This is a genomic window from Pullulanibacillus pueri (assembly GCF_014639255.1).
Taxonomy (GTDB): Bacteria; Bacillota; Bacilli; order Bacillales; family Sporolactobacillaceae; genus Pullulanibacillus; species Pullulanibacillus pueri.
In genome coordinates this window covers 68,111-92,677 of sequence record NZ_BMFV01000001.1, presented here as the reverse complement: position 1 = coordinate 92,677, position 24,567 = coordinate 68,111, and the positions used below count along the sequence as shown (strand labels likewise).

At 42.2% G+C, this 24,567-nt stretch carries 23 protein-coding genes; 2 read left to right on the top strand and 21 right to left on the bottom strand.

Annotation, left to right across the window (positions count from 1 at the left end; genetic code table 11):
* Positions 1 to 55: 55 nt before the first annotated feature.
* The 6 genes from desA to IEV91_RS00365 form a co-directional block, all read right to left on the bottom strand.
* Positions 56 to 1,108, bottom strand: a complete 1,053-nt coding sequence (desA, locus tag IEV91_RS00390) for a Delta(5) desaturase DesA (RefSeq protein WP_188494947.1) — start codon at positions 1,106 to 1,108, stop codon at positions 56 to 58.
* 485 nt (positions 1,109 to 1,593) lie between these two features.
* Positions 1,594 to 2,121, bottom strand: coding sequence for a YwhD family protein (locus tag IEV91_RS00385; protein ID WP_188494945.1), 528 nt, complete (start codon positions 2,119 to 2,121; stop codon positions 1,594 to 1,596).
* A gap of 28 nt (positions 2,122 to 2,149) precedes the next feature.
* Positions 2,150 to 2,395 (bottom strand): YuzB family protein, encoded by a 246-nt coding sequence (locus IEV91_RS00380; protein WP_188494943.1) that lies wholly within the window; start codon positions 2,393 to 2,395, stop codon positions 2,150 to 2,152.
* A gap of 26 nt (positions 2,396 to 2,421) precedes the next feature.
* Entirely contained in the window at positions 2,422 to 3,261 is an 840-nt protein-coding gene (locus IEV91_RS00375) for an FAD synthetase family protein (protein WP_188494941.1), read from the bottom strand.
* A gap of 14 nt (positions 3,262 to 3,275) precedes the next feature.
* The gene (locus IEV91_RS00370) at positions 3,276 to 3,512 is read right to left on the bottom strand and encodes a 4Fe-4S dicluster domain-containing protein (protein ID WP_188494938.1); all 237 of its coding nucleotides are present in this window, start codon (positions 3,510 to 3,512) and stop codon (positions 3,276 to 3,278) included.
* Between the two features lie 70 nt (positions 3,513 to 3,582).
* Positions 3,583 to 4,200 (bottom strand): superoxide dismutase, encoded by a 618-nt coding sequence (locus IEV91_RS00365; protein ID WP_188494936.1) that lies wholly within the window; start codon positions 4,198 to 4,200, stop codon positions 3,583 to 3,585.
* A 183-nt stretch (positions 4,201 to 4,383) separates the two neighbouring features.
* On the opposite strand from IEV91_RS00365, the gene IEV91_RS00360 reads away from it, so the two are divergent.
* A complete protein-coding gene (locus IEV91_RS00360) occupies positions 4,384 to 5,004 on the top strand; it encodes a helix-turn-helix transcriptional regulator (protein ID WP_188494934.1) in 621 nt (206 codons plus the stop codon).
* A gap of 116 nt (positions 5,005 to 5,120) precedes the next feature.
* Here IEV91_RS00360 and IEV91_RS00355 read toward each other — a convergent pair whose 3' ends face one another.
* Both IEV91_RS00355 and IEV91_RS00350 read right to left on the bottom strand, forming a co-directional pair.
* The gene (locus IEV91_RS00355) at positions 5,121 to 6,137 is read right to left on the bottom strand and encodes a Gfo/Idh/MocA family protein (RefSeq protein WP_188494931.1); all 1,017 of its coding nucleotides are present in this window, start codon (positions 6,135 to 6,137) and stop codon (positions 5,121 to 5,123) included.
* A 34-nt stretch (positions 6,138 to 6,171) separates the two neighbouring features.
* The gene (locus IEV91_RS00350) at positions 6,172 to 7,059 is read right to left on the bottom strand and encodes a sugar phosphate isomerase/epimerase family protein (RefSeq protein ID WP_188494929.1); all 888 of its coding nucleotides are present in this window, start codon (positions 7,057 to 7,059) and stop codon (positions 6,172 to 6,174) included.
* Between the two features lie 189 nt (positions 7,060 to 7,248).
* On the opposite strand from IEV91_RS00350, the gene IEV91_RS00345 reads away from it, so the two are divergent.
* Positions 7,249 to 8,109, top strand: a complete 861-nt coding sequence (locus IEV91_RS00345; RefSeq protein ID WP_188494927.1) for an AraC family transcriptional regulator — start codon at positions 7,249 to 7,251, stop codon at positions 8,107 to 8,109.
* Positions 8,110 to 8,136: 27 nt separating this feature from the next.
* Here IEV91_RS00345 and IEV91_RS00340 read toward each other — a convergent pair whose 3' ends face one another.
* From IEV91_RS00340 to IEV91_RS00280, 13 genes are all read right to left on the bottom strand, one after another.
* Positions 8,137 to 9,591: a flavin monoamine oxidase family protein gene (locus IEV91_RS00340; protein ID WP_229745325.1), complete on the bottom strand. Its 1,455-nt coding sequence runs from the start codon at positions 9,589 to 9,591 to the stop codon at positions 8,137 to 8,139.
* Between the two features lie 154 nt (positions 9,592 to 9,745).
* Complete coding sequence (locus IEV91_RS00335) at positions 9,746 to 10,804, bottom strand: tartrate dehydrogenase (RefSeq protein ID WP_188494925.1); 1,059 nt, start codon at positions 10,802 to 10,804, stop codon at positions 9,746 to 9,748.
* A 281-nt stretch (positions 10,805 to 11,085) separates the two neighbouring features.
* On the bottom strand, positions 11,086 to 11,787 hold the full coding sequence (locus IEV91_RS00330; protein ID WP_188494923.1) for an SDR family oxidoreductase: 702 nt from the start codon (positions 11,785 to 11,787) through the stop codon (positions 11,086 to 11,088).
* A 72-nt stretch (positions 11,788 to 11,859) separates the two neighbouring features.
* A complete protein-coding gene (gene chcB2 / locus IEV91_RS00325; protein WP_188494921.1) occupies positions 11,860 to 12,603 on the bottom strand; it encodes a cis-4-hydroxycyclohexanecarboxylate dehydrogenase in 744 nt (247 codons plus the stop codon).
* A 158-nt stretch (positions 12,604 to 12,761) separates the two neighbouring features.
* On the bottom strand, positions 12,762 to 13,034 hold the full coding sequence (locus IEV91_RS00320; protein WP_188494919.1) for a hypothetical protein: 273 nt from the start codon (positions 13,032 to 13,034) through the stop codon (positions 12,762 to 12,764).
* Between the two features lie 19 nt (positions 13,035 to 13,053).
* On the bottom strand, positions 13,054 to 13,614 hold the full coding sequence (locus IEV91_RS00315; RefSeq protein ID WP_188494910.1) for a class I SAM-dependent methyltransferase: 561 nt from the start codon (positions 13,612 to 13,614) through the stop codon (positions 13,054 to 13,056).
* A 36-nt stretch (positions 13,615 to 13,650) separates the two neighbouring features.
* Positions 13,651 to 14,349, bottom strand: coding sequence for a hypothetical protein (locus tag IEV91_RS00310; RefSeq protein WP_188494908.1), 699 nt, complete (start codon positions 14,347 to 14,349; stop codon positions 13,651 to 13,653).
* Between the two features lie 394 nt (positions 14,350 to 14,743).
* Positions 14,744 to 15,442, bottom strand: a complete 699-nt coding sequence (locus tag IEV91_RS00305) for a GOLPH3/VPS74 family protein (protein ID WP_188494906.1) — start codon at positions 15,440 to 15,442, stop codon at positions 14,744 to 14,746.
* Positions 15,443 to 15,619: 177 nt separating this feature from the next.
* A complete protein-coding gene (locus IEV91_RS00300; protein ID WP_188494904.1) occupies positions 15,620 to 16,600 on the bottom strand; it encodes an aldo/keto reductase in 981 nt (326 codons plus the stop codon).
* Between the two features lie 172 nt (positions 16,601 to 16,772).
* Positions 16,773 to 17,132: a YciI family protein gene (locus IEV91_RS00295; RefSeq protein WP_188494902.1), complete on the bottom strand. Its 360-nt coding sequence runs from the start codon at positions 17,130 to 17,132 to the stop codon at positions 16,773 to 16,775.
* Positions 17,133 to 17,294: 162 nt separating this feature from the next.
* Positions 17,295 to 20,417, bottom strand: a complete 3,123-nt coding sequence (locus tag IEV91_RS00290; RefSeq protein ID WP_188494900.1) for an FAD-dependent oxidoreductase — start codon at positions 20,415 to 20,417, stop codon at positions 17,295 to 17,297.
* Positions 20,418 to 20,529: 112 nt separating this feature from the next.
* Positions 20,530 to 22,635, bottom strand: coding sequence for a YyaL domain-containing protein (locus IEV91_RS00285; RefSeq protein WP_188494898.1), 2,106 nt, complete (start codon positions 22,633 to 22,635; stop codon positions 20,530 to 20,532).
* Between the two features lie 48 nt (positions 22,636 to 22,683).
* A complete protein-coding gene (locus IEV91_RS00280; protein ID WP_188494896.1) occupies positions 22,684 to 24,519 on the bottom strand; it encodes an MBL fold metallo-hydrolase in 1,836 nt (611 codons plus the stop codon).
* Positions 24,520 to 24,567 lie beyond the last annotated feature (48 nt).

Genomic DNA, 24,567 nt, shown 5'->3' with positions numbered 1-24,567 from the left:
GACGGCAAAATTAAAGACAAGAGTCCGATACACGATCGAATTCTTGCCCATAACCTTATTTTTCTTGTACACTCGGAGTTTTGTTCACCCTCTGCGTTGATTTCTTTTTCTGATCTAAAAGAGGCTTAATTTCCTTAAAAGTGACGAATGTCTTGTTGGCCTCATCGTAAAGACGAAAGTGTATCGATTGCAGACTTGTAGACAATGTAATCGTCGTGACATATTGCAATTCAGGTGTCGAGTTATGAGCCACTTCAAGATTGTAGTTAGGGACCCTAGGAATTAAGTGATGGACGTGGTGGTAACCAATATTACCTGAAATCCACTGCAATACCTTAGGCAGCTTATAAAAAGAACTCCCTTCAACAGCTGCTTTTACAAAATCCCACTCTTCTTCGCTTTCAAAGTAGGAATCTTCAAATTGATGCTGAACATAAAACAGCCAAATCCCAAAGGAACCAGCAATCATAAGGATCGGAAGTTGAATAATCAAGAAGGCTTGCCAACCAATCATCGCAATTAAAAGGGCATAAATAACAAGAATAGAGATATTGATAATATAAGTATTCCAACGCTCTTTCTTTTTAACACCTTTTTGGTTAAAACGACTTTTGATAAGAAAAAGAAAGAGTGGACCCAATCCAAAGAGAACGATCGGATGACGATACAATCGATATTGCAGCCTTCCCCAAAAGGAAGCTTCAACGTATTCATCCACTGTCATGACCCAAACATCCCCCACTCCACGTTTATCTAAATTACTGCTTGTCGCGTGATGGATGGAGTGCTCTCTTTTCCATTGCTCATAGGGAAACATCGTGATAATTCCAGTTATCGTTCCGACAATACGATTGGCTCTTTTATTTTTAAAAAAGGCGAGGTGGGCACAATCATGAAAGATGATGAAAATACGAATGACGAATCCTGCTGCCAAGATGGCTAATGGAATCGTTAACCAAACAGATATGCTTAAACTTTCATAGGCTAAAAACCAAAGTCCGAAAAATGGAATAAGCGTGTTTATCATTTGTATAATGCTTTTTTTAGTCTCTGATTTTGCGTAAGGCGCTACACTTTTTTTCAATTGGGTTATTTTTTGCTTACTCATGCGTCTTCCTCCTTATTGGATAGACCATTGCTTCTTGTATTTAGCTTAAACAAATGGCATGACCAATAATAGACATAAACGTCAGGGAAGGCACATGACAAATGTCATATAAGGTGCCTAAATCACTTTTGTATCTTTAGAAAACTTAGCTTGCACATCACTCCTTTGCTAAGTACAGCCTATGTTTGGGCTTCCGCACTAACCCACTACGGTTGTCGCCCATCTTTAATGGCGAGATCAACAGAAGCGGCCTGCTCACCAAAAACAGTTGGGAGGAATAAAAAAAGTGTTGCGCTCGCACATAAGAGGCCGTGGAATCACACATGAGACCGCCACCCGCACTAAAGACAGCCGCTATTCACAAATCGTGCACGAATCAAGGGTAAAACGATTAAAAGAGCGCTGACCACGCACATAAGACGCCACTAACACATGTAATAGGAACAAAAAACGACCACCTTTGCTAGTGGTCGAAAATGTTTTTGCTATATATCCAATGCTTGACGTAATTCTTCACGGGTATTCTTCCATAGATCACCATGTTCAGTCTCTAAGAATGCTTTTAGTAATTGTTTGGAGTGATCATCCATTTGCTCCACAATAATGTTACCTTTCAAAGCTTTGTCTAGATGATTCACGTGCTCGGGCATTGATTTGTAACCTGGTCTTATCCGCCTTTCCTCTGTTGACACCAGGATCTCGCAGGCTGCAATTCCACTAATCATCGGACCCGTTTTGTCTCGGTCAACGACGACCCAAACAATCCAATACAAGTTAGCATCCTCTAAGCCTTCTTTACTTGGCTTAAAGCGTACCCTTTTTTCCACTTTACTACGGCCATGCATCGCTTGCATGTCGATATAGACATTATCTGTCTGCGGATCAATAATAACCGGCGTCACATTGTCCAAGTTGATTGTTCCTACACCAAAGCTACCGTCTCCACCCGTTGAATCACCGCTTAGAATGGTAAACTGTTCCTTATTTTTCTTATCAAAAATATCTTTAGACATAGTAACCTCCTAAAATGAAAGCTTTGACTCAGGAATAAAACGCGAGCTCTTCATCTATTTTAGCTTTAATTTTATTTAAACATTCCTCAGGCGTTTTAGCAAAGACTCGTTTATTATTGACCATGGCATAGGGTTTCAGCTTACAAATACCACAGAAGGATAAACAATCACTCTTAATGACGGCGACCTCTGGATATTCCGCTTCCAATACTTCTTCTATATTTAAAGTATTAATAAGGCTTGCATCGCAGACCTCAACTATCACAATTCCCATTATTCTCACCCTATAATAACATCATTTCACTCAATTCTACGAACAAAGGTCGCTCGAATGTCGCGATTATTTAAAGCTTCTATTGAGTGTTGCTCATTTGATAGTACGAGATGGTAGCGATCTTCATCATGAAGCGAACGAAAACCTTTTGCCATTAAAATGGGGCCATCAAGATCACCCTGGACCATCATTTCATAAGCACCCTCTACTGGTAATACGTAACCATCAACACCATCAGGATGTTCTTTCGGTAAACAAAGCTCAAAATGATTCGGTCCCTTTAATTTTACCTTACCTGAGATATAATAGTCACGACCGAGTAAGACCTTTGCCTTCTCAAATTGGCCATCCGATACATAATGGCGAATATCTGTGCTACTAATTTTCAAGCCCTCTTCACTTAGAACTGGAACTACAGTAACTGGAACATTAATCTGACGGCAAAGAGCTTGTAAAACCTCTGTTCCAGACTCATAAGGTTTCCCAAAATTAAAGCCTTCACCGACAACAATTCTTTTTAAATTCAAGCGAGTTAAATGTTCAAAAACAAAAGTATCTACATCTGTTTTAGCATATTCTTTTGTAAAATGAACGCGATAAAAACGTGAAACACCATACTTCTTAAGTAACCGCAGTTTCTCATTGATTGGCGTCAATGCTCTTTTATACTTCTCATTTCCAGTTAAAGCCCAAGCTGGATGTGGAGAGAAACTCATTACCGCGAGTTGATATCCTTCCATTAATGCTTGTTCTGCTCTTCTGAGTAATTTTTGATGACCAATATGAACACCATCAAATTTTCCGATACATAAGACGAGCGGTTCAAGACTCCTTGGGGGCTCATAGGCTATGTCAATCACTTTCATCGTTTTAGCACCTTTTAAAAAGAAAAGAATTCTTTGTTCAGCTTAATAAATTCCTGCTCCTCTATGGGCACCTCGTCCATTGCATAAATGGCTTCAGCCGGACAAGCAACCTCGCAAGCACCACAGTCAATACAGACTTCAGGGTCAATGAAGTACATGTTCCCGCCCTCTTGTATGCAATTGACAGGACATACCTCGACGCATTCTGCCCACATCTCACCGGCACAACGCGATGTTATAACAAAGGCCACCTCTACACAACCCCCTAAATCAAAGAAGAAGGCACCTTTTTAAAGGCACCTTGTCTATTACATATAATAATTATTTACTGATGGCTTGTAAATACTTTTCTGATACAACATCCCAGTTGATGATATTAAAGAAACTTGCGATATATTCAGGACGGCGATTTTGATAGTTTAAATAGTAAGCATGTTCCCATACATCTAAACCAAGAATCGCTGTCTTTTCTTCCATAATCGGATTGTCTTGATTAGCTGTACTGATAACTTCAAGCTCACCGCTATTATTCACAACCAACCAAGCCCAACCTGAACCAAAACGAGCCGCTGCAGCTTCAGAAAATGTCTCTTTGAACTGATCGAAGCTACCAAAAGCTTTATTGATTGCTTCCGCTAACTTTCCTGACAAAGCATTTCTCGAAGATGGATCAATGACTTCCCAGAATAAGCTATGATTAAGATGTCCGCCACCATTATTTCGAACCGCTGTCCGTACGTCTTCAGGCACAGCATCCAAATTAGCTAGTAACACCTCTAAGGATTTCTCCTGTAATTCTGGGTGACCTTCAAGAGCGGCATTCAGTTTAGTGACGTAAGTTTGATGGTGTTTGCCGTAATGGATCTCCATCGTTTTTTGATCAATATGAGGCTCCAAGGCATCAAATGCATAATTTAAAGTTGGTAATATGTAAGTCATCTTCTTCATCCTCCTAAAAGCATTTTTACTTTCTATACTAAAAAGTATAATAAGCATATAAATTGAAAGCAAGCATTATGCTTCGACAATAAAATATATTCCCTCTCAACCCTTATCTTTTTAAAATCAGCAGCTTTATAATATAATAGATTATTAAAGAGTAAAGAACGGGGGTGACTGCTGATGGCTAGTGGAACGACAAAGGATAAAATCCTTGAGTTATTAAAAAAAGAAGTGACATTAACTGTCAACGACCTCACCAATTTATTGAACATTACCCATATGGCCGTAAGAAAACATCTTAATATGTTAGAAAGAGATGGCCTCATTCAATCAAGAGAAGTGAAGCAATCGATGGGAAGACCGCTCCAAACCTTTTCACTTTCCGAAAAAGGTGAACGCCTTTTCCCTAAAAATTATGAAGGCATGAGCGTTGAATTCCTAAAGGATATTAAGGATTTACATGGAGAAGACGCCATTTATTATTTGTTTAAAAAGCGAGAAGCACGGCAAACACAAAGCTCTCTCGTTCGCATGGAGTATAAATCCAATGAAGAAAAAATAAATGAAATGGTCAACATACAAAATGAAAAAGGCTATATGGCCGACGTGTCTCAAATAGATGATACCACCTATGAAATCACAGAATACAACTGCCCGATCCTCGCCGTAGCCAAAGAATTCAAAGTGGCCTGTCATTGTGAAACAGATATGTTTAAAAACGTCCTAGAAACGGATAAAGTCAAAAGAACTTGCTGTAAGACCGAAGGCAATGCTCATTGTAAGTTTTTAATTCAATTTTAATCACTAATTAGCCCCCCAGAAGTTGCATTTTCACAATAACTTTGGGGGGCAGTTCATTTAAATAGAATTTGGATAGTTGGGTTTTATCCATAGTTAAAAACAGGAGACCTTCATATCTATAAAAAGACTTTTTTATGGGTTCTTGCACTCTCGACTGCCCCTAAAACCATGGCAATGCTTTTAATATTGTCGGTGCAATCCGTTTCTGCACGTCGCCCATGTTCTAGTGCATCAAACATTTCATCGAGGCATCCAAAATGACCACTCTGCCCCTCCCAACGTTCAGGGACGTCTAATGCTTTAAAGGCATGTATGAATGATGATGACTGTTCCTCATCGACCACTTCAACAATAGGGGTATGGAAGCCGTCCCATTTTGCCGAACCCTCGCTGCCAGTCACACGCCATTCTGATTCCCATGAGGTACCCAAACCTTGTGCACACCATGAACCATTATAGCTGAAAACAGAACCATCATTCATTTCAAAAATACATATCGCCGAAGCATTCCCTTTATACCATGATCCTGGTGGATTATATTCATGACAATATACAGATACCGGATCAGCTCCTGTTATAAATCTGGCCTGATCAAAAGTATGAATCGCCATATCTAAGATGAGCACATTGTCCATTTCTTCACGAAATCCCCCAAAATGTGGCCCTAAGAAAAAGTTAGCATGGATTGATCCAATCGTTCCAATGGCCCCTGTTTTCAAGACATCATGAAGAGCTCTAATTTGCTTTAAATAACGTCTATTTTGCATGACGCTATAACGCTTTCCCGTTTGCTCCGTGAGTTTGATGATTTCTCTTGCGTCTTTCATCGATTCTGCCATTGGTTTTTCTCCAAACACATTGCATCCTGCTTTTAATGCTGTCGTCACAATTTGTTTGTGGCTCGATGGAATGGTCACATCAAAGACCAAATTGGCGCCCGTTTCCTCGATGGCCACTGATAGGTCCGTAAATGTAGGAACATCAAGACCTCTCTTTTTAGCCATTGATTGAGCACTTTCCTCAAAAATATCTACAAGCCCTACTATTTCAACATTGTCCCTCTTGGCAGCATAATCAAGCCACTCATTTGACATTCCGCCACAGCCAGCTACCACAACTTTATGTTCTTTCACTTTTATCACCTCACCAGTAAACGCTTAATTTAACCTATTTCGGATTCGTTATAAAATCTCCGCCACGACATTGTTTTAAATAATTTAATCCATGAACCTGACCCGTCATTTCCCAATCTTCTCTATAAACGGGGTCATGAAAACCTTCAATATCAATGCTACCTTCATAGCGCCCTTGTCTTAATATTGAAATGATATCCGTCCAATTTGAATCACCAAACCCTGGTGTACGGTGCCAAACAAATGGTTTCGGCCCATGAATGCCGAATTCCCTCACAATATCCCAAGCAATGGTGGCATCCTTGCCATGGACATTAAAAATCTTGCCTTTCTCCAACCACCGTCTTAACTGCGGAATCGGATCAATTAAACTTACCATTTGATGACAGGGCTCCCATTGCAGCCCCATATTCTCAGCAGGAACGGCATGAAACATCATCTCCCACGCCGTCGGGTTATGAGCAATATTCCAATCTCCTTCTGCCCATGTTCCACCCATATCACAATTTTCAAAGGCCAACTTAACACCTGCATTTTCGGCACGCTTTGTCAGCTCACCAAAAACTTTAGTAAATTGGTGCATGGACTGGTCAATGGCTCCCGGCATTCTCCCAGTAAATCCAGTAACCAAATCTGTCCCAAATTCATGCGCGTGATCTATTAATCTCTCCCAACTTGCTAGAGTGTCGCTATTGTCTCCTTCTCCTGTTAAAGCATTCCCGAAGATCGATAAGCTTGAAATGACAATATCCTGATCGGCTATAATTTCCTTTACTTCTTTCGCTAATTCTGATAAGTCCATTTGATGTGTTGATTGCCAAAAAGTTAAGCTAAAAGATTCAAAACCATGGGGAATAATCTGTGGTAATAAACGAACGGCATCCATTCCACTAACAAGCGTTCCTATCCTTATTTGCTTCATATTTCCTCCTCGTCTTTATTTCTTTTTGCTTCTTTATCGTATAAGTATATGGATCAGAAAACTAGAAACAAAATTGCTTGTTAATCGCACAATATTATGATTTATATAAATAGAAAGCGTTGACATTTTTATTTTTTCTTGTTAATATGCAAAAAACGTGCGAATCATCAATAATAGGAGAGAACACACATGAACATGGGGAACTTAAAAGAACAAACTGTAATGCCAGATCAAGCGTTTCCTATTAATATCTTTTTTACTCATGACTTTCCTTTGCACTGGCATGATCATATTGAATGGATTTTTGTTAAGGAGGGGAAATGTCAGGTTCAAATTGATGCAAACTTTGTAGAACTTGATCAAGGAGAACTCGCCTTTATCAATTCAAAACAATTACATGGTACTGCTTCACTAGAGCCAAATACCGAACTCGTGTGTATTGTTTTCAATGAGACCTTAGTACGTGGTAATGGACTCGATTTTACAGACTATCATTATTTTCTTCCCTATCTTGATCAACGCATGACTTGGCCACGGACAATGAAAAAAAAGGCTCCCTACATAAATGAGATTAATCAGGCATTTGCGAGATTACTTGAAGAATTCACGGAAAAAAAACGAGGCTATGAATTACTTGTCAAGGCAGAACTGCTAAGAATTTTCGGCTTGTTTTTCCGCTTTGCACTGGAAGTCATTGACCGATCAATCACATACACTCAAAAAGGTTACGATTTCTCTAAACTCCTGCAAACCCTCCGCCAACGCTATGATGAAGCATTTACCATTAACGACGCAGCCAAAATAGTCAACTTAAGCCCCAATCATTTTTGCAGGACATTCAAAAAAGTCACGGGAAAAACATTTATTGAGTATCTCAACCTTTTAAGAATTAATGAGGCTGAACGAATGCTTATTGAAACCAATGAGTCTATAACAGAGATTGCCAGAAAAGTTGGATTTTCCGATATCAATTATTTTGGACGTACCTTTAAGAAAATTAAAAACATGACACCATCAAGTATAAGAAAAGTAAAAAAAGAACTCTATTAAGAGTTCGCCATCTGCTTCAATATTTTTTTAAGAAAGGTTATTCACTTCATTGGCCACCCTAATTCCTGATTGTACGGCGCCTTCAATCCATGCTGGAACGGTTGAAGTGTGTTCACCAGCAAAATGCACTCTGCCTTCAGGGGTATAGATCGAGGGATAAAGGTCTGTTTGTTGATTGGGCTTAAACATTGAAAAAGCTGCCCCACCGGTATAACGGTATTGCGACCAACTGTGGGAAGCCCCCACTAAAAAATCATCATAAATATGATCACCATGAATCATAGCCAAATTGCTTAATGCGTTGCGAATCCGATCTTGTTCAGGAATGTTGTCCCATGAAAGGGTGTCATCCTCCCATGTATAACTCGCAAGAACAATGCCAGAACCTGTTGAACCAATGAGATGGCTAGGGTAATAAGCAAATCGAATAGGCAAATCTGTTGACAGAGTGCCCCCTTTAATCCCTTCTGCCTCCCAAAAGCGATGACGAAATTGCAAACCAACTTTTGTAGACGGCACATAATGTAGTTCTCGAATCGCCTTGTATTTATTATGTGAAAAGGAGTTGCGTGGTTCGATCTCAACAAACTTTAGCATGGTAAAGGGAATCGTCAGGACGGCCACATCACCCGTCGTTTCGATAGCCCTTTGGCTTTGTGAATGAATGGAGTGAATAGTGACACTGTCGGGTTTTTGTGTAATTTTAGTCATTTGTTGATTTAAATTAATATCGTCTTTTAACTGGGGGATAAAGGCCAAGGGAAGTTGATCATTACCATTTTTGATTTCATAAAATACCATATCAGGTGAGAATAAAGGGAGCAATTCCCGTAGGACGGCTGGAAATGATAATTCTGGAAAACCTTCCAAGCCAAGTAATACTTTACACAATTCCACTGCTCCCGATGAGAGAGAGACGCCAACAGGATTATATCTTAAGAAGGTCTCCATAGAATAGCGATCATAATCACGTATCACCTTTTGCCAGTGATGGATAGGGTCTTGTTGAATAAAATCGATGACTGGCTTAATAGCGGAATAAAGCAGTTCACCGGCTGTTTTCCCCTTTTCCTGCGGCGAGACGGGGAACTTTAGTATATCAGGATTTTGCTGGTAGGCTTGCCGAGTCGTTTTCACACCACCTACAAATATGATGTCATTCGAAGTTGCGTTTAGAAAGGCATGGACATCTAAACCAAATTTCCTGATGTATTCAAGAACCAAATCATGATGACTAGGAATTCGCATGGCTCCCATATCAAGGTATAAATCATCGACAAACGGTGCCCGAAGTGTATAAATCCGGCCGCCCACTCTTTGGGTCGCCTCCAAAATAGTGATGTTGTGGCCAGCTTCTTTTAAAAGCGAGGCCGCCACCAATCCAGCCATTCCGGCCCCTACCACAATAATCTTTTTAGGGTTAGAGGTTTTTTGCAAACCTTGTCTTATGATCGCGATCATTTCCTTCGTAGTTAACGGCATTCTGGCCCCTCCCCTTGTTCTTCCAAAGTGTCGAGCGAGGATAGGTTGACTTTAGTTTTGCTAATGGCTTCCTAATATCTATAACTATGGCAGATATTTATTAAAATACCTTTTAAATACCGATTCTAAAATTCACACTCTAAAAGACAAGACACTAGAGGCTTTTTAATCTCTGAATTAGAGCTTCCGTCACTTCCTTGGTCGTTGCCGCACCACCAATATCCACCGTCTTGATCCCCTCTCCAATGACCGACTCCATGGCGTCCAAAAGGTGTTGACCTAGTTCTTCTTCCCCAAAATGATCAAGCATCATTTTCGCTGTCCAAATCTGTCCAACGGGATTCGCGATCCCTTTTCCATAAATATCGGGCGCCGAACCATGAACAGGTTCAAACATGGAAGGATACTTTCCATTGACGTTGATATTGGCAGCCGGCGCAATGCCGATACTCCCCATGATCGCTCCACCAATATCCGTTAAGATGTCTCCAAACAGATTACTCGCGACAATCACATCAAACACTTGCGGCCGGCTCACAAAAAAGGCGGCTAACGCATCAATGTGGTAGGATGCGGTTTCAACTTCACTATAATCCTTTTTCACCTCATCAAAGACACCATCCCAAAATGGCATAGAATGGACAATACCGTTGGACTTCGTCGCACTGGTCACGTGCCCACGTCTTTTTTGTGCCAGTTCAAATGCATAACGCATGGCCCGTTCGGTTCCTTTACGTGTGAAAATAGCATTCTGAATTGCGATTTCATCCTCGTTTTTATGAATCCGGCCACCGACTTCACTATATTCCCCTTCACTATTCTCCCTCACCACAATCAGATCAAAGTCTTTTGGGTTAACTAAAGGCGATTGCAGTCCTTTAAAATAGCGTGCGGGCCGAATGTTAATAGACTGCTCCATTTCCCTACGAATGTTGATCAACAATCCCCAAAGCGAAATATGGTCTGGCACCACTTGGGGATTGCCAACTGCGCCCAGAAAGATGGCATTAAAATTTTGCAGCGTCTGTATCCCGTCATCAGGCATCATCTTCCCATGTTGAACATAATAATCACAGCTCCACGGAAACGGTGTCCATTCAAAAGATAGTCCACCATGGATGTCGGCAAGAGTCTCAAGAACCTTCAGAGCCTCCGGGACCACTTCTTTACCAATGCCATCGCCAGGAATCACAGCGATTTCATATTTCTGCATGCTAATTCCTCTCCATTTCGTCTTTTTTTTGCCGTACTTGATTAGAAAACCTGGCTTGCACTTCACCGCTTCGCTAAGTACAGCTAGATGTTCAGGCATACGCCTTCACACACTAAGGTTGTCGCCAAACCTTGATGGCGAAAGCCAAAGGTCTTCCACTAAGTTATAAACGCTGTCGTTATAAAAAAAATCATACATTCCGTACACGAATCACCGTCATCATTCTCTTCCCTTTTAATGACGACATCGCTTCCACCTCTCATCCCAAATCCCACACAAAATTAGAAAGGCATAGGGTTTCCTTTAAAATCAATAAAGGAGGACTGACTTGTCACCTGTTTTTTCCCTTCAAGAATATCGATAATACTATGAGCTGTTTCTTGCGGTGAGCCCGGCGCTTGGTCTCCGCCCATATCTGTTTTAATCCAGCCTGGATGAACAGCATAGACAGAAACAGCTTTTTCTTTAAGATATTGACGGAGCTGTTCTGTAAACATATTCAGGGCATGCTTAGACAGCGCGTAAGGATAATCCCCACCGTAAGCATTTGCGAAGCTTCCTGCTTCCGAGGAAATATGAATAATTGCCGCTTGATCCCCTTGGGCTAAAATTGGGAGGAAATGCTTCACCACCCGCATTGGACCGAAAAGATTGACATCAAAGGACTTCTGGACTTCGGACATGTCCAATTGCTCAATGGTCTTCTCCCGTTCTGTCAAAAGACCCGCATTGCTAATTATCACATCAATATCACCTGTTTCCTCTTTGACTTGCTGTGCCGCTTGCCTGCAGTCCTTTTCATCTGTAATATCTAAAGGCACCATTGTCAACCGCTTGGGAAATAGGGCTTGGAGTTGTTGAAGTGCTTCTGTTCGTTGCTCGAGATCACGGACCCCGGCAAATACTTTATGGCCTCGTTTGATGCTCACCGTTGTTAATGCAAGGCCAAGTCCCCGATTTGCACCCGTTACTAATAGTTTCACCGTCTTTCCTCTCCTTTCTTAATCCATCCACATAAATATTGGTTAGTTCGACACCAGAGGTCCCTCTTCCTTTTACACCGCTGTATATCCCCCATCTACGTGCAGAACCGTTCCAGTGATAAAGGAAGCCTTATCACTGACTAGGAATAGAATAGCTTCAGCAATTTCCTCCGGTTTTCCAAGTCGCCCAATTGGATGATTCGCTATCATTGCTTGTTTCGTTTCTTCTGGTAATTTTGCCAATAAAGGCGTTTCTGTATATCCAGGAGAAATACAGTTAATACGTATCCCTTGTGTCGCATAAGTTACAGCGGCTGAACGGGAAAAATTAACAACAGCTGCTTTAGCCGCAGAATATGCTGTACTGTTCACTTGACCGACATGAGCCAAAATCGATCCCATATTTACAATAGCTCCAAATCCATTTTTCAGCATCTGTTGAATGGCGTATTTATTGGCAAGTACAACCCCGTTCAGATCGATGTTAAGCACCTTTTGCCAATCGTCTAATTGCATTTCATGAACCGGACCTTTTTTCTCGGGAATACCTGCATTGGCAACCAGTATATCTAGTCTTCCATAGGAAGCTGTCGCAGTCTCCATCAGATTCCGAACACTCTTTTCGTCTGTCACATCACACCGAACAAACAACGCCTCCCCGCCAACCGCTTTAATTTCTTCAACCACCGCCTCAGCAGATTGAGCAACATCACCAATAATAACCTTAGCCCCTTCTTTCGCTAACAGTTTTGCCGTTGCTTCCCCAATTCCAGAAGCCGCGCCAGTAATGACAGCAATCTTATTTTCAATCATCATATCCATCTCTCCTCAAAAACTTTAAGCCTATTCCTTTGCTTCTATATCAAAAACGCTTAGCTTGCTTCTCTTTTTTTATCTTCTAAGAATTGGACCTTTGGGTTAACTTCACTTTTTTTCTCTGTCTTCCGTTAACTTTTCTTCCACCAAAACTTATCTTAAGGCTCTTGAAAGCCATAAGTGGCCATTAGAAACACAAAAAGATGAAAGAAAAGGCTTAATAGATTCAAGATTAAAAGTGCTACTCTTAGATTTCCTTTCATCCCGAACCAGCCTAATATTAGTCCCAAAGCGTTCAATTCAAAGGGAAAAAAGGAATGTATACTTATCATTAGTTGATAGACTTGTAAGCCAAATTTTTCTCCTATAAGTGGAAGGAGTGTGACTAAAAAACATAGACCAGATCCAACAGAAAAAGTTTTTCTTAACATCTCATCCCCCTCCCCTTGGCTAAAGAGGTTTAATAGCATCAACAATCAACGATACAAAACCAAGTTCCCCATTTCTATTTCTGTGGTCAAAGCGCCTAGAACGATAAATAAAGCCTTGTTTTTCATCCCATTCTTGATAATGAAAATTACCGTTTTCATCACAATATTCTAGAAGCGTCACAGTAAAGCCCGCGTCCTCAAACATGCGACTCAAGGTTTGATAATTGTGGACGATTTTATGGCTTACCGCCGGATGATCTCTGGGACCAGGTCCCCCGACTTGGACCATCTGCTGGTATTCATCGTCAGGAAAAAAGCCATCAGGAACTGCACAACGGATGTAACCTCCAGGCCTAAGAAATTCATAGCCTATCTTTGCTGCTGCCATTCCTTCTTCATACGTTAAATGCTCCCAGACATGTTCAGCTAGAATAGCTTCTAAGGCGTTTTCTGCAAACTTTTTCTCCCAATCCGCTCTATTTAATAGATTTAATTCTTCCTCTTGTGTTTGTAACCATCCTGGATTATTATTGTACTCTCCAGCACCTACCACTACTTTTAAACGATCATCCAGTGTCATATCTCCACCCTCTTCTATTTTTATCCACTTATAGACTTAAGTTAAAGACAGAGTATGTAAAACCTCAGTTTTATCCACGCTCATATACCAGTCATTAACGACCAGTTCCAGTTCTGTAATCGGACTTGTTCCGAAATCAAATGCCCGATATTGCTTTAAAAGGCGGAGAAATTGAGAACCGTTATCGAGCTGAGCCGTTTTAAACCGCAGGCAAGTCATATGTGCCGTATGAGCACTATAGCGTTCATCTAAAGTACTCTTAAGGTTATATTTTTTAAAACGCGTTCTTATGTTTTCTCTTATTAATGCTAAAGTCGCATCCTGCGGAAACCCTTGAATCATCACGCTATCAGGTGAAGCAGTGATACCACGATAGGCAATATTAAAGCGCCTAAGATCTTGAACAGCCGTTTCAAGCACTTCAATATAGGAGCCGACATCACCTTTACTTACGTTAAAATCCACATGACACGTCATGATAGCGAGAACCGTCGTATGAAGTTCACTTGCTTGGTAAAAGTACTGCTCAGGTTCTAACTGATAGGCCTCTTTCAGAAAGGCAATGACGGTCTCCTGAATTTGAGGAGAGGGTCGACATATTAAAGTAAGTCCCTTACGGTGATCGCACGCCTTGTTAAAAAGATGAGGATCACCTCTCAATGCCTGTTCCTGAATTCCCTGAATGCCTTGACTCCATAATCGCTCATAAGTGGCTTTCATTTCGGAATGGTCCATCGAATCCTCCTTTTAAGACGGTCATTTCTATTGTGATCCGAGGGTACTTTTTTTGATGTCTTGCTTAGACCTAGATGCAGTACTCCCCCTTTAATCTCTCCAGTTAACATTCTCGGCTCACCATTTTATTCACTACAAGTAATTTCAATAAACACTTTCCATTTTCCTCCTTCACTTTAGTCTCCATTAGGCAAACCTTCAATTTTTTATGTTTATCTGCAGCCTTATTCTATAAGAAGTCCTTGCCCTTATTTCTCTTTGTTGCTTTGTGCCCTCTTGACTAATTTCAATCAAAATTCATGAGACTCATGTCCAGAGATAGCTGTAAAAATAATAAAGAGCCTATTTTGGAAGATATTCCAAAATGGGCTCTTTTTAAATATATGACATCATATTAATTGGAGGACGATGACGAATTCGCGGCCACTGAAGCAGCAGCGACCGAAGTCATAATGGCAGCCTGCATGGCTCGTATGGTATCTGATACCGCCTTGCCATAAGGCTGTTCCTTCACAATGATATCGATCTTCTTTTTAACGGCTTTATATTCTGCTTTTGAGAAAATTACTTTGATGGCTTCACACGCTTTTAAAAGAGCAATGAGCATGAGGGTTCTTACTTCAGGATCCTCATCATTCAACACCACATCACGGATTTTTTGGCGGATGTTAGCTTCAACATTTAAGCCTGCAGAAGGATAGACCTTTCTCGTAAACAGAAGAAAATAAGGTCGTTCTTTTTCAACTAAAATCCCTTTGGTTTGCAACCGTTCTAAAAACAACTGTCTGACTTTCTTGGATTTGATTTGCCGTCCTAATTTTTCAACCCAATATTTTATTTTCCTTCGCCGGGAATGCGCTTGATCCTTTTGCTTTAAATAGTTAAAAAGCTGCCGCAAAATGGGATCTTTAATGTTCTGATCATCTAGGAAAGTTAACACCTTGTCTTCGTATTTCACAGCGCCCAAAAGTGCCAACTCCATTAATACTGCTCCAGCAATACCATAAGGCAAGCCAAAGGAAGCCGATGACAATACCGTCCCTTTTTCATCATCATAGGCCACCAGCAATAATTCCTCAGCTAATGTGAGCATGCACATTCCTCCCGTCGTCTCTCATAGTAATTACGAAACTCCGATAAAAAGGTTCCCGAGTCGGACATTTGAATTATAGTTGCACGAAAAGGCGACAGCTATACAGCCATCGCCTTCTTTAAGATCACAATGTATTTATTCTAGATTTTCTTTACCCCGTAAAAGATCGTTTCGCTCTTATTGATGTCCGAGTACAACATGAGGAACATAAGGCTCTTCTAGCTTGGCAATTTCCTCTGGTGTGAGTTCAATTGAAAGGCTAGCCACCGCATCTTCTAAATGACTCATTTTTGTCGTGCCAATAATAGGTGCAGTCACCGGTTCCTTCTGTAAAACCCATGCTAGCGCAATTTGCGCACGCGGGACACCGCGAGTAGCTGCAACCTCCGCTACCCTTTCAACGACTGCTTTATCTGCCTCTTGGGTGTTCGCATAAAGCGTTTGGCCAAATTTATCCGTTTCTGAACGGTAACTGGTTTCCTCCCAATCACGGGTCAGCTTCCCCCTGGCCATTGGACTCCAAGGAATGACGGCGATGCCTTCATCTTTACATAGCGGTAACATCTCACGCTCCTCTTCACGATATAAGAGGTTTAGGTAATTTTGCATAGAAACAAAGCGTGTCCATCCATGGGTCTCGGCAACATGCAAGGCTTTAGAGAACTGCCAAGCATACATTGAAGACGCCCCAATATAGCGAGCCTTCCCTGCTTTCACAACATCATGCAAGGCTTCCATTGTTTCTTCAATTGGTGTTAGCGGATCCCATCTATGTATCTGATAAAGATCAACATAATCTGTCCCGAGTCTCCTGAGACTGTTATCAATCTCCGTCATAATCGCTTTACGCGAAAGCCCTCCACCATTAGGACCTGCATGCATTCTGCCGTGAACCTTTGTGGCAATCACAACTTCATCTCGTCTAGCAAAATCCTTTAAAGCGCGTCCAACAATTTCCTCACTCGTTCCATCCGAATAAACATTAGCTGTATCAAAAAAATTAATGCCAAATTCAAGTGCCTTTTGGATTATTGGCCGACTTTTCTCTTCATCTAAAACCCACTGATGATTGCCCCGCTCTGGAACGCCAAAGCTCATACAACCAATACATAAACGCGAGACATCCAACCCTGTATTCCCAAGTTTTACATAATCCATTAACCGCCACTCTCCCTTTGCTTTTAAAATGCACTTCGCTAATACCCATCTGCACTTTGGATATTAATCTTCTAACTTCTTTTACAGTATAAGCTGACAGCCTCTCCCTTTGCGAACAAAACGCACCACCTGAGTTCTCGCACTTTTCCCGAACACTAACGACCTTTGGACTTTAAATAATCCCTAGCTTTTTCTGCTTTTTACGTTTGCGCTCGATAAAATCCAAGCCAACCTGAGGATTTTTATTTTCCAGCTTACTCATACCGACATTCCACTCTTTCATTTGGTAACTAAAAACCCCATTTTGAACGATGGGATCCTTTTTCACAAATGCTTTCGCTGCTTCCTCAGTGTCGAAATCAATAACAATGGCGCCGCCGCTAAAATCCATAAAGGGGCCAGCAAGTAAAACATGCCCTTGATCAAAGGCCTGTTGAACATAGACCACATGCTCCGGCATAAAAGGTTGATCATTAAAGAAGATGTCCTTTTTCCATTTGTCGGTTGGTGTAAATAGAATGAGAAACCGCACTAGCAAGCCTCCTTAGTTAAAAAGTTCATTGTTATGTAGTCTAGTCTATCCACTTTATGGGACTTCATAAAAGAAGTGGGACATAGGGTCAGGTTTATTGTCCCATGCCAAACAGACCGCACACTCTAGTAGCGGTCTGTTTCCTACTTTACATTGTGGCTCCTATTCTATTTCAGGCCCTAAATAAGGTTGTGGAATAAGTCGCGCCTTGGCTTCTTTTAACCATTCTAGCCATGCCCGCTTATCGTGACCTATAGTCAAACCGCTTAATCTTTTGAGCACTGTATGCGCTTGTTTACTTAGTAACGACCGCGCATCCCCAAGATAATTGATGAGAATGTCATAGCCTTCACTGCTTCCGCATCTTGCCAAGGCACGCCCAATCGCCAATTCAAGTAACGCACGGCGCTCTAAGAAATAATCCGCCTGATACCCCTCCTGACAATGTTGTTGATGAAGAAAGGGAATGCGTCGTAATTGTCTTAGAATAGGGATGGCATCCTCATGACCTAATTGTTCAGCACCTAAACAAACAGCATGAACATAATAGAAAATCCCCCACATAGGATCCTTGAAATCTTCCTCGCTCGGGTGCAGAAGTTCAACCACTCTTTGCCAAATAGCTAGACTCCGCTTATCCCTTGTCAGCCCGAGTGAATAGATGAGATAACACACATCTGGCATAGCCCCATGATCAGGAGGGAGCGTCACATATAAAATGTCCGCCGTTCTTTTTGGCAACTGATCTCCTCGGAGCATGGATGTGATTTCGGCTATTAGGGTAGACACACCTGCCTTGGATCTATACATCGCTAAAGCTTGAGCCAGTCTCACCTTACGAATCCCTTCTGCATTTTCATGAGCCTTCTCTAAGTAAGGGATAATGCGTCTTCCGGCAGTACATATTTCAACAAAAGGCATGCGCTTGTGATAGACTTCATCCATGGGCATGTTGGAATACTCGTATAATGGCTGATCAACCTCAATGGCATTAACCAAGGCCGCTAATTCCTCATCAGAATAAAGAGTAGGCTTTAAGTCTCGGTTAAGAATGTGCTGTGGTAACAGCCCCTTATCTACTAATTTTTCCTGCAGTCTTCTATAATCAATCTCTCGAGGCTCTTTCTTTTCTTTAATAGCCATGGAAGCAGCCAAGGCGGCAATGCCCCCTAAATTCTCTAAATCCGATTGCATGCGAATGGCAGGCAACGCATCATGAGTGGCGGAAATCGCCTTACCTACAACGAGCAATCCGTCTAAGCCCTTTGGTAGCAGCATCCGATAGGGAATTTCGATGTCAAGATTCGGTGGAATAAAACCTGTATATAACCAATGCGCTTCACTAATCCCCTTCATATCATGATTACTAAAATGAATATTAATAGTATCCGGCCATTGGCGGTGTAACAGTTGATCCTCCATCGTCATCGTGACATCCCCAACAATATGGCGACTCTCCCTCGGTGCAACATAAATGCCGTGGTCATGACAACTCTCTTTATTTAAGCGCCAACTTCTTCGCCCTGGTTGCCCCCTTCTTCTGCCCGCAAGAATCGCCCGAGTATAATCGCGAATATCCGCAACATTAACCATACTCGTAAAATTATTCTGTAATTTCCCGGGTAATTTATACTGTGAAAGAGAATACCACATGACAACATGATCGCGGGCCGCGCCATAATTAAAATTCGCTTCAGCAAATGCGGCAAGATCTCCATCACCTGTAGCATCGAGGACACAATCAGAAAAAATAGCACAGACTCCCCATCTAGTGGCGACAACACTTCCACAGACACGAGAGCCCTTGGTAATAGCCCCAAAAGTTATCGTATTAAAATACATGGCAATGTCGAGCTGATTGGCCGTTTCTAAAAGAGCGTATTTTTTTGCTTCAATATTCCATTTTGGTCCCTTATAACCAATACTTTGTTGGACCGCCTGCACTCGATCCATAATCTTCTTTGCAAAACCATGACGTTTCCCAAACCAGTAGCTATCCACGCCCCCAAAGGTACCGGTGCCACCAAGCCCCGGGTTAAGATCAACAAGAACGGTCTGCATGCCCTCTTGTGCAGAAACAATGGCCGCAGGTCCCCCACTTGATCCGCCACCAGCAACGAGGACTTGAGTACTTTTAGAATAGGAGATGGCTTGTTCTTCTACGTCTTTGAAGATAAAGTTCCCTTCTATAAAGTCTGTCGGGATCTTGACTGTATAAGGCTCTGGCCCTTGAGACACTCGGCGATGGGTTTCATGATGTTCTTGCTCTTCATCTGCACTATCGCTTAACAAACGCGCAAATTGCTCACCATATGCTGCTGCTTGGACAGCATCTAGCCACCCTTCATTCCCATTTTCATAAAAATCTTTGTAAAAACACCAAACATGAGGAAACTTACATCGAAGTGCTTCCAGCTGTAATGCTGTATTTGGTTTAGCCTTTGTCTTGTGAAAAGGCCCTTTCAATTCATAAGAGCTCAAACAAAGTAAGGCCTTTCGGAAGGCAGGTACCTGTTGACTGAGATACGCCGCAAGCGCCATCCCCTTTTTTTGAGCTTCTATTTCGCGTTTGCGATTTTCTTCTAAACTATTTTCCGCATTAAACTCCATTTGATATTCAACATAGAGATGTCCATCCCCATGAACACCCGGAAATATACGGACGCTATTTCCTAGTAGGCCTAACTCAGCAGGAATCGCGAGGGTTGTTTGTTCGAGGTCCTCAACTTTATTAAACTCTAACACACGTTTATAATAGCTCTGACCCTTATTCACTGTAGATGTTAACGGCGTCTTCGTTAAGAATGTTGTGATCGCTGTTTCGGTTGCATCGGCCACCCCGTTGCAGCGAATCAACTGTCTTCCCGATTTATTCGCAATGATTAACCCGGTTCGGTTGTCATCTAAAGACGTTATCCCGACCGGTAATGACGCATAAAGCAAGGAAATGCCGGCAGCCTGCAGGGCATCTTCCAGACCTAATTTTAATTGATCCATATGGAATGTGACCATCTCAGACTCTGCGCACTCTACTTTTTGACCACTCGCTTCTATACACGCTTGAATTAATGGCGGATGGACTTTTAACGGAAGAGTAATCCACGGACTTAATGTCGCAGTAAGTTCACTCCCTAGATACGTTCTCGATTCAACAACCATGACTTTTTTTCCTTGATTCGCGAGTTCTAAGGCTGTAGAAATCCCGGCAAAACTTCCACCAATAATAACGAAATCAACATCTGAGATTATCGGAAGTTTTTGGGCAGGTAAATAACACGTCGTCACAATCGGACCTCCTTTGATATCATGACCTTCACATGAAGAGTACTGACAGGAAGGAGAGTCACCGACAAAATGAGCATCGTCAAGGGTCCTTCCCATTCCCACACACTTATCCCTAATCCAGCACTCGTTTTTCAGAGTCTTGCAAATCAAGTTCTTCTAGGTATTCAGCAGCGGCCTGAGAGGCATAGAGGACGAGACCGACACACCAAGCGTGTGAAAGTGTAAGCATCATCCCTTTGGGTTGAAAGCAATTCGTATTATAAAAACGCTCTGTCACCATCCCTTTATAGGCATTAAAATCGCCGCCTTCCCGTGCCACACACTGAAGAAAGCAGGCAAGATGATCCCTATTTCGATCTAAGTAGTAACGGTCTCCGGTATAACGCCACAAGCGCATTAATTCTGGAAAACAAAATAATCCATAATTATGCAAATGTTGATTGGACGGAGAAGCTTGATCTGCGCCTCTAGAGCGAAAATCGAGTTGTTTCAGCATCGTATGTTGTGGAAATTCAATATTATAGGTCCAGCGAAAGGTCATCATCCAATCGGCCGCCTTCTTTGCTAAATCCAACCATGTTGAGTTTTGGTCTGCTTCATAAAGTAAAATATACGCAACCAGGGCATTATAAGCATCCTCAGACGTTGGGGTTAAATGGACATCTTCAGGGGCGCCATAAATAAACTCATTATGAATAAAGCTTTGATAATAGTGGCCCGCTTTTTGCGCCGCCTCACGAAAATCTGTGCGACCAAAGTAGCTTGAGCCTTCGAGTAAGGCAGCAATCCAGAGCATGCCTCCTGCTCCATCCCATTCTTCAACAGCACCTGTGTCACAATGGTAATAGGAGCCAAAGTTTCCGTCTTGACGCTGGCATGTCATCGCGAAGCTTAAATTAGACAGCACCGCATCCTCCCAGTCGGGGTGATGAACGCCCTGTTTTTTTTCAATATCTAAGGCACGAATCATAAAAAGTGTGGCCTCAGAAATTGTACGGGCTTGCAGCCAATCACGATGAGGATTCCAGCCAGAGCCCCACCCTCGTTCTTCTGTCCACTCCGCCCAAAAGATCCCACTTGGACTAACACCAGAGGCAATTTTATTCAAGACATTGACTGCCGCCTCACTATAATGTTCTATGTCATGCTGACGACCGTAAGTTAGCAAGCTAAAGGCATAAGGCGCCCCGCTCACCCAGGCCACATGCATATGTGGACGATCGCCCTGCCCTTTGACATTCCCATTAAATTCACGATCGAAAGCAGCCGTTTCATTTAAGATGTGATGGCGCGGGTTGTAATGCCAGGTATATAGACCATGTGCTGTTAATTCAGCAGCTTCTTCCACTTCGATCCATGGATTCAATGCATGGATGTCCTGATACTGTCGATACATTTCTCTAATAAACGGATCATAATCATGTAAATCTGCTGTTCCCACATACAGTTTAAACTCTAATTGTCGCTTCTCTCCTGGCTCAAAACGATGAAACTGACAATCCGCGGGTTGCGGGTCAACAGGACTATGGAAGGTGATAGGTTCCTCACGATAAGGAAAATTGAGCCAAACGGACGTCCCTTCTTTATTACCGGAAAAGCCAAGCCCTGTTAATCCGATATCTGACATTTCATCTGTACACAATGCTGCTGACATATCCTCATTCCATGCAAACACCGCCGGAAGTGCGGCGCGATCAGAGCGAAAGGACCAATAATCTGAAGCCATCGGATCCCCTTCGCCTCCCTCAAAGTCATAGCGCGGATACATGCGAGTATTGTGAGCAAAACGATTCTCTTTATAAAAAGCGCCTGGTATCATCCAAGTCGGCGTACCCTTTCCTATGAGATCCAGTTGAATTTTAATGCCTCGTTCAATGGCAGTCAGGCCGTTATACTTCACGTTCATCTGAACCTTGTAATACTCACAACTTCCCACATGCTTCTCAAGCGTCGCCATCACCTCAAAGTCATGAGCCGCCCCGCCGATTTCAACCCTGTCGTCATACTCTTGCACTTCTGAGATCGGCACTGTTTCCTCGTCGTATTTTTTACTAAGAAGTTTTATTAAAAACGGCAGACTCGCATAAGCAAGGTTAGGAGTCGTTGCTGAAGTAAAATGCAATGTATTATGGTGTTGCTTTTGTTCTATATCAAGATTTTTCACTATCATCCCGCCTCTAAGCTGATTCATTTTTTCATTTAATATCTTTCTTGCCAAAATGACGCCCCGCCACAGCCTGATGGATTATCATATCTATTGCCGGTCCTATTCAACGCTTGCTTTTGATTTGATGACTTCATCAATAAGCGGCCCTTTTGAAGAAATGGTGACCAGTGCTTCCGCCTGCTGCCCAAATTTTTCGTCTCCAATGGTGACATCAACCGCGATTCTTGCTCTCCTCACTTCAAAATCTGGGGCCGTGACGGAGAAGAAGAGCTCTGCTAACCCCTTTTCACTAACAGTCACTTGTTGCGCAGTTTCATGAACGCCCCAATGCTCTGGAACATGAAGGGCCGCAACAATGGATTTCTGCTCACTATATGGATTTTTCACAACGGCTGTGAGGGTAAAGGTCTCATTCTTCTGCACCATTTTTTGATAAGGGGATAATGTGGCCAGAGACCCATCCCCATTTAATACCATGCCTTCAGGTAGCAAATTCCGATGAATGCGTTCTAATTCTTCCCCTGTTTTCGTAAAGTCCTGCAAGATTTGCTCTGTGAGCCAAATGGGCTCGGAATGACCGGAAATTAAGAGGTCGGGTTTGAGCTTGTTATATAATGCAGCACTGTCTTTGTAATCCCAAATGCGAAAATCATTTTTATAAACGTAATTGGGACTTGTCTCTTGATATTGGTCACCAATCGCTAACACGCGTTGACCATCCACTTCAAAATCAATGGCAACGGCATAAAGGGTATGACCAGATTGCTCATATAAGGTAAATTCATATTCTTCCCATTGAAACACGCGATTGAGCGGAACCTTGCGATCAACCTTGATAGGATCATACCAAAGACAGGGAAGATCGTAGTGAGCTGGACGCTCTAAGATATCTGCAAAATTTTCTGCCGCCCACACTTGGGTGCCCTCAACATCACGCAGGACATTCAAGCCGCCAACATGATCATCATGGAAATGCGTGAGCAGTGCGACATCGATCTTTTCTACACCATAATCTTTCTTTAACTTTTCAATGTTATAAAGCCAAGGTCGCCGGGCAGCCCGATCCGTTCCTAGGGCCATTCCCGCCATAAAATCGTACCCATAATCAATAATCAGCGCTTTACCACTCTCAGAAAGCACCACATAAGAATGAGCCCAGCTCGTGCGATTTTTAAGAAGATGGGGCAACAGTTCTCTATAAGGCTTGTTTCTAAGCTCTAATAATTTTGTAGATTGCTTGCGATGATTCAGCAGGCTCTGTAAAGCCTCGACAGTCACATCAATAGCGGACGCGGGCTGAGTCATGATCTCCCCGTGCGATGGACAAATATAGGAAGGTGTTTTTTCCTTTAAACTCAATAAAGATAATATGCTGTAGGGCACACCTTCTGCGCCATTATAGGACCATTGTGTTGCGGCTAGCGACCACACCTTCCCTGGAGCAAAGATCAAGTCACCGGTGAAGCCCACTTTATTTCCATCAACATTAACTAGCAAGCTAATCGAGCCGATCGTATGGCCAGGTGTCGGAAGCACCTCCCAATCATAGCCAGCAAAGGTATAGGTCGAATAATCTTTTAGTGTCCCTGTAATAGAAATAGAATTGAGAATGGAAAAGCGGTCTTCGCGCATATTGTAATTGTTATAGATTTCTCTCCCTTGCCAATGATGGTCCGCTTCCTTAAAGAGGTCTTGCTCCATATGAGGGACCCAAATGTGAATTTTGTTTTGATCAATTTTTTCTAAACCCTGGGCCTGATCTCTATGGTGATGTGTCAGTAACACATCGGTGACTGTAGTGATGCCAATGTCTTCTAAATGTTCGAGGACGCCTCCACTTCCGAAATCCACTAAAACGGCCTGTTCTCCATTTTTAATGACATAAACATTGCATGTATCTTTGTATAAATAGAGATTTTCTAATACTTTTAACATGGAAACGCTCCTTTACCAACATCAGGATGACGACTTTCTCTGTAGAAG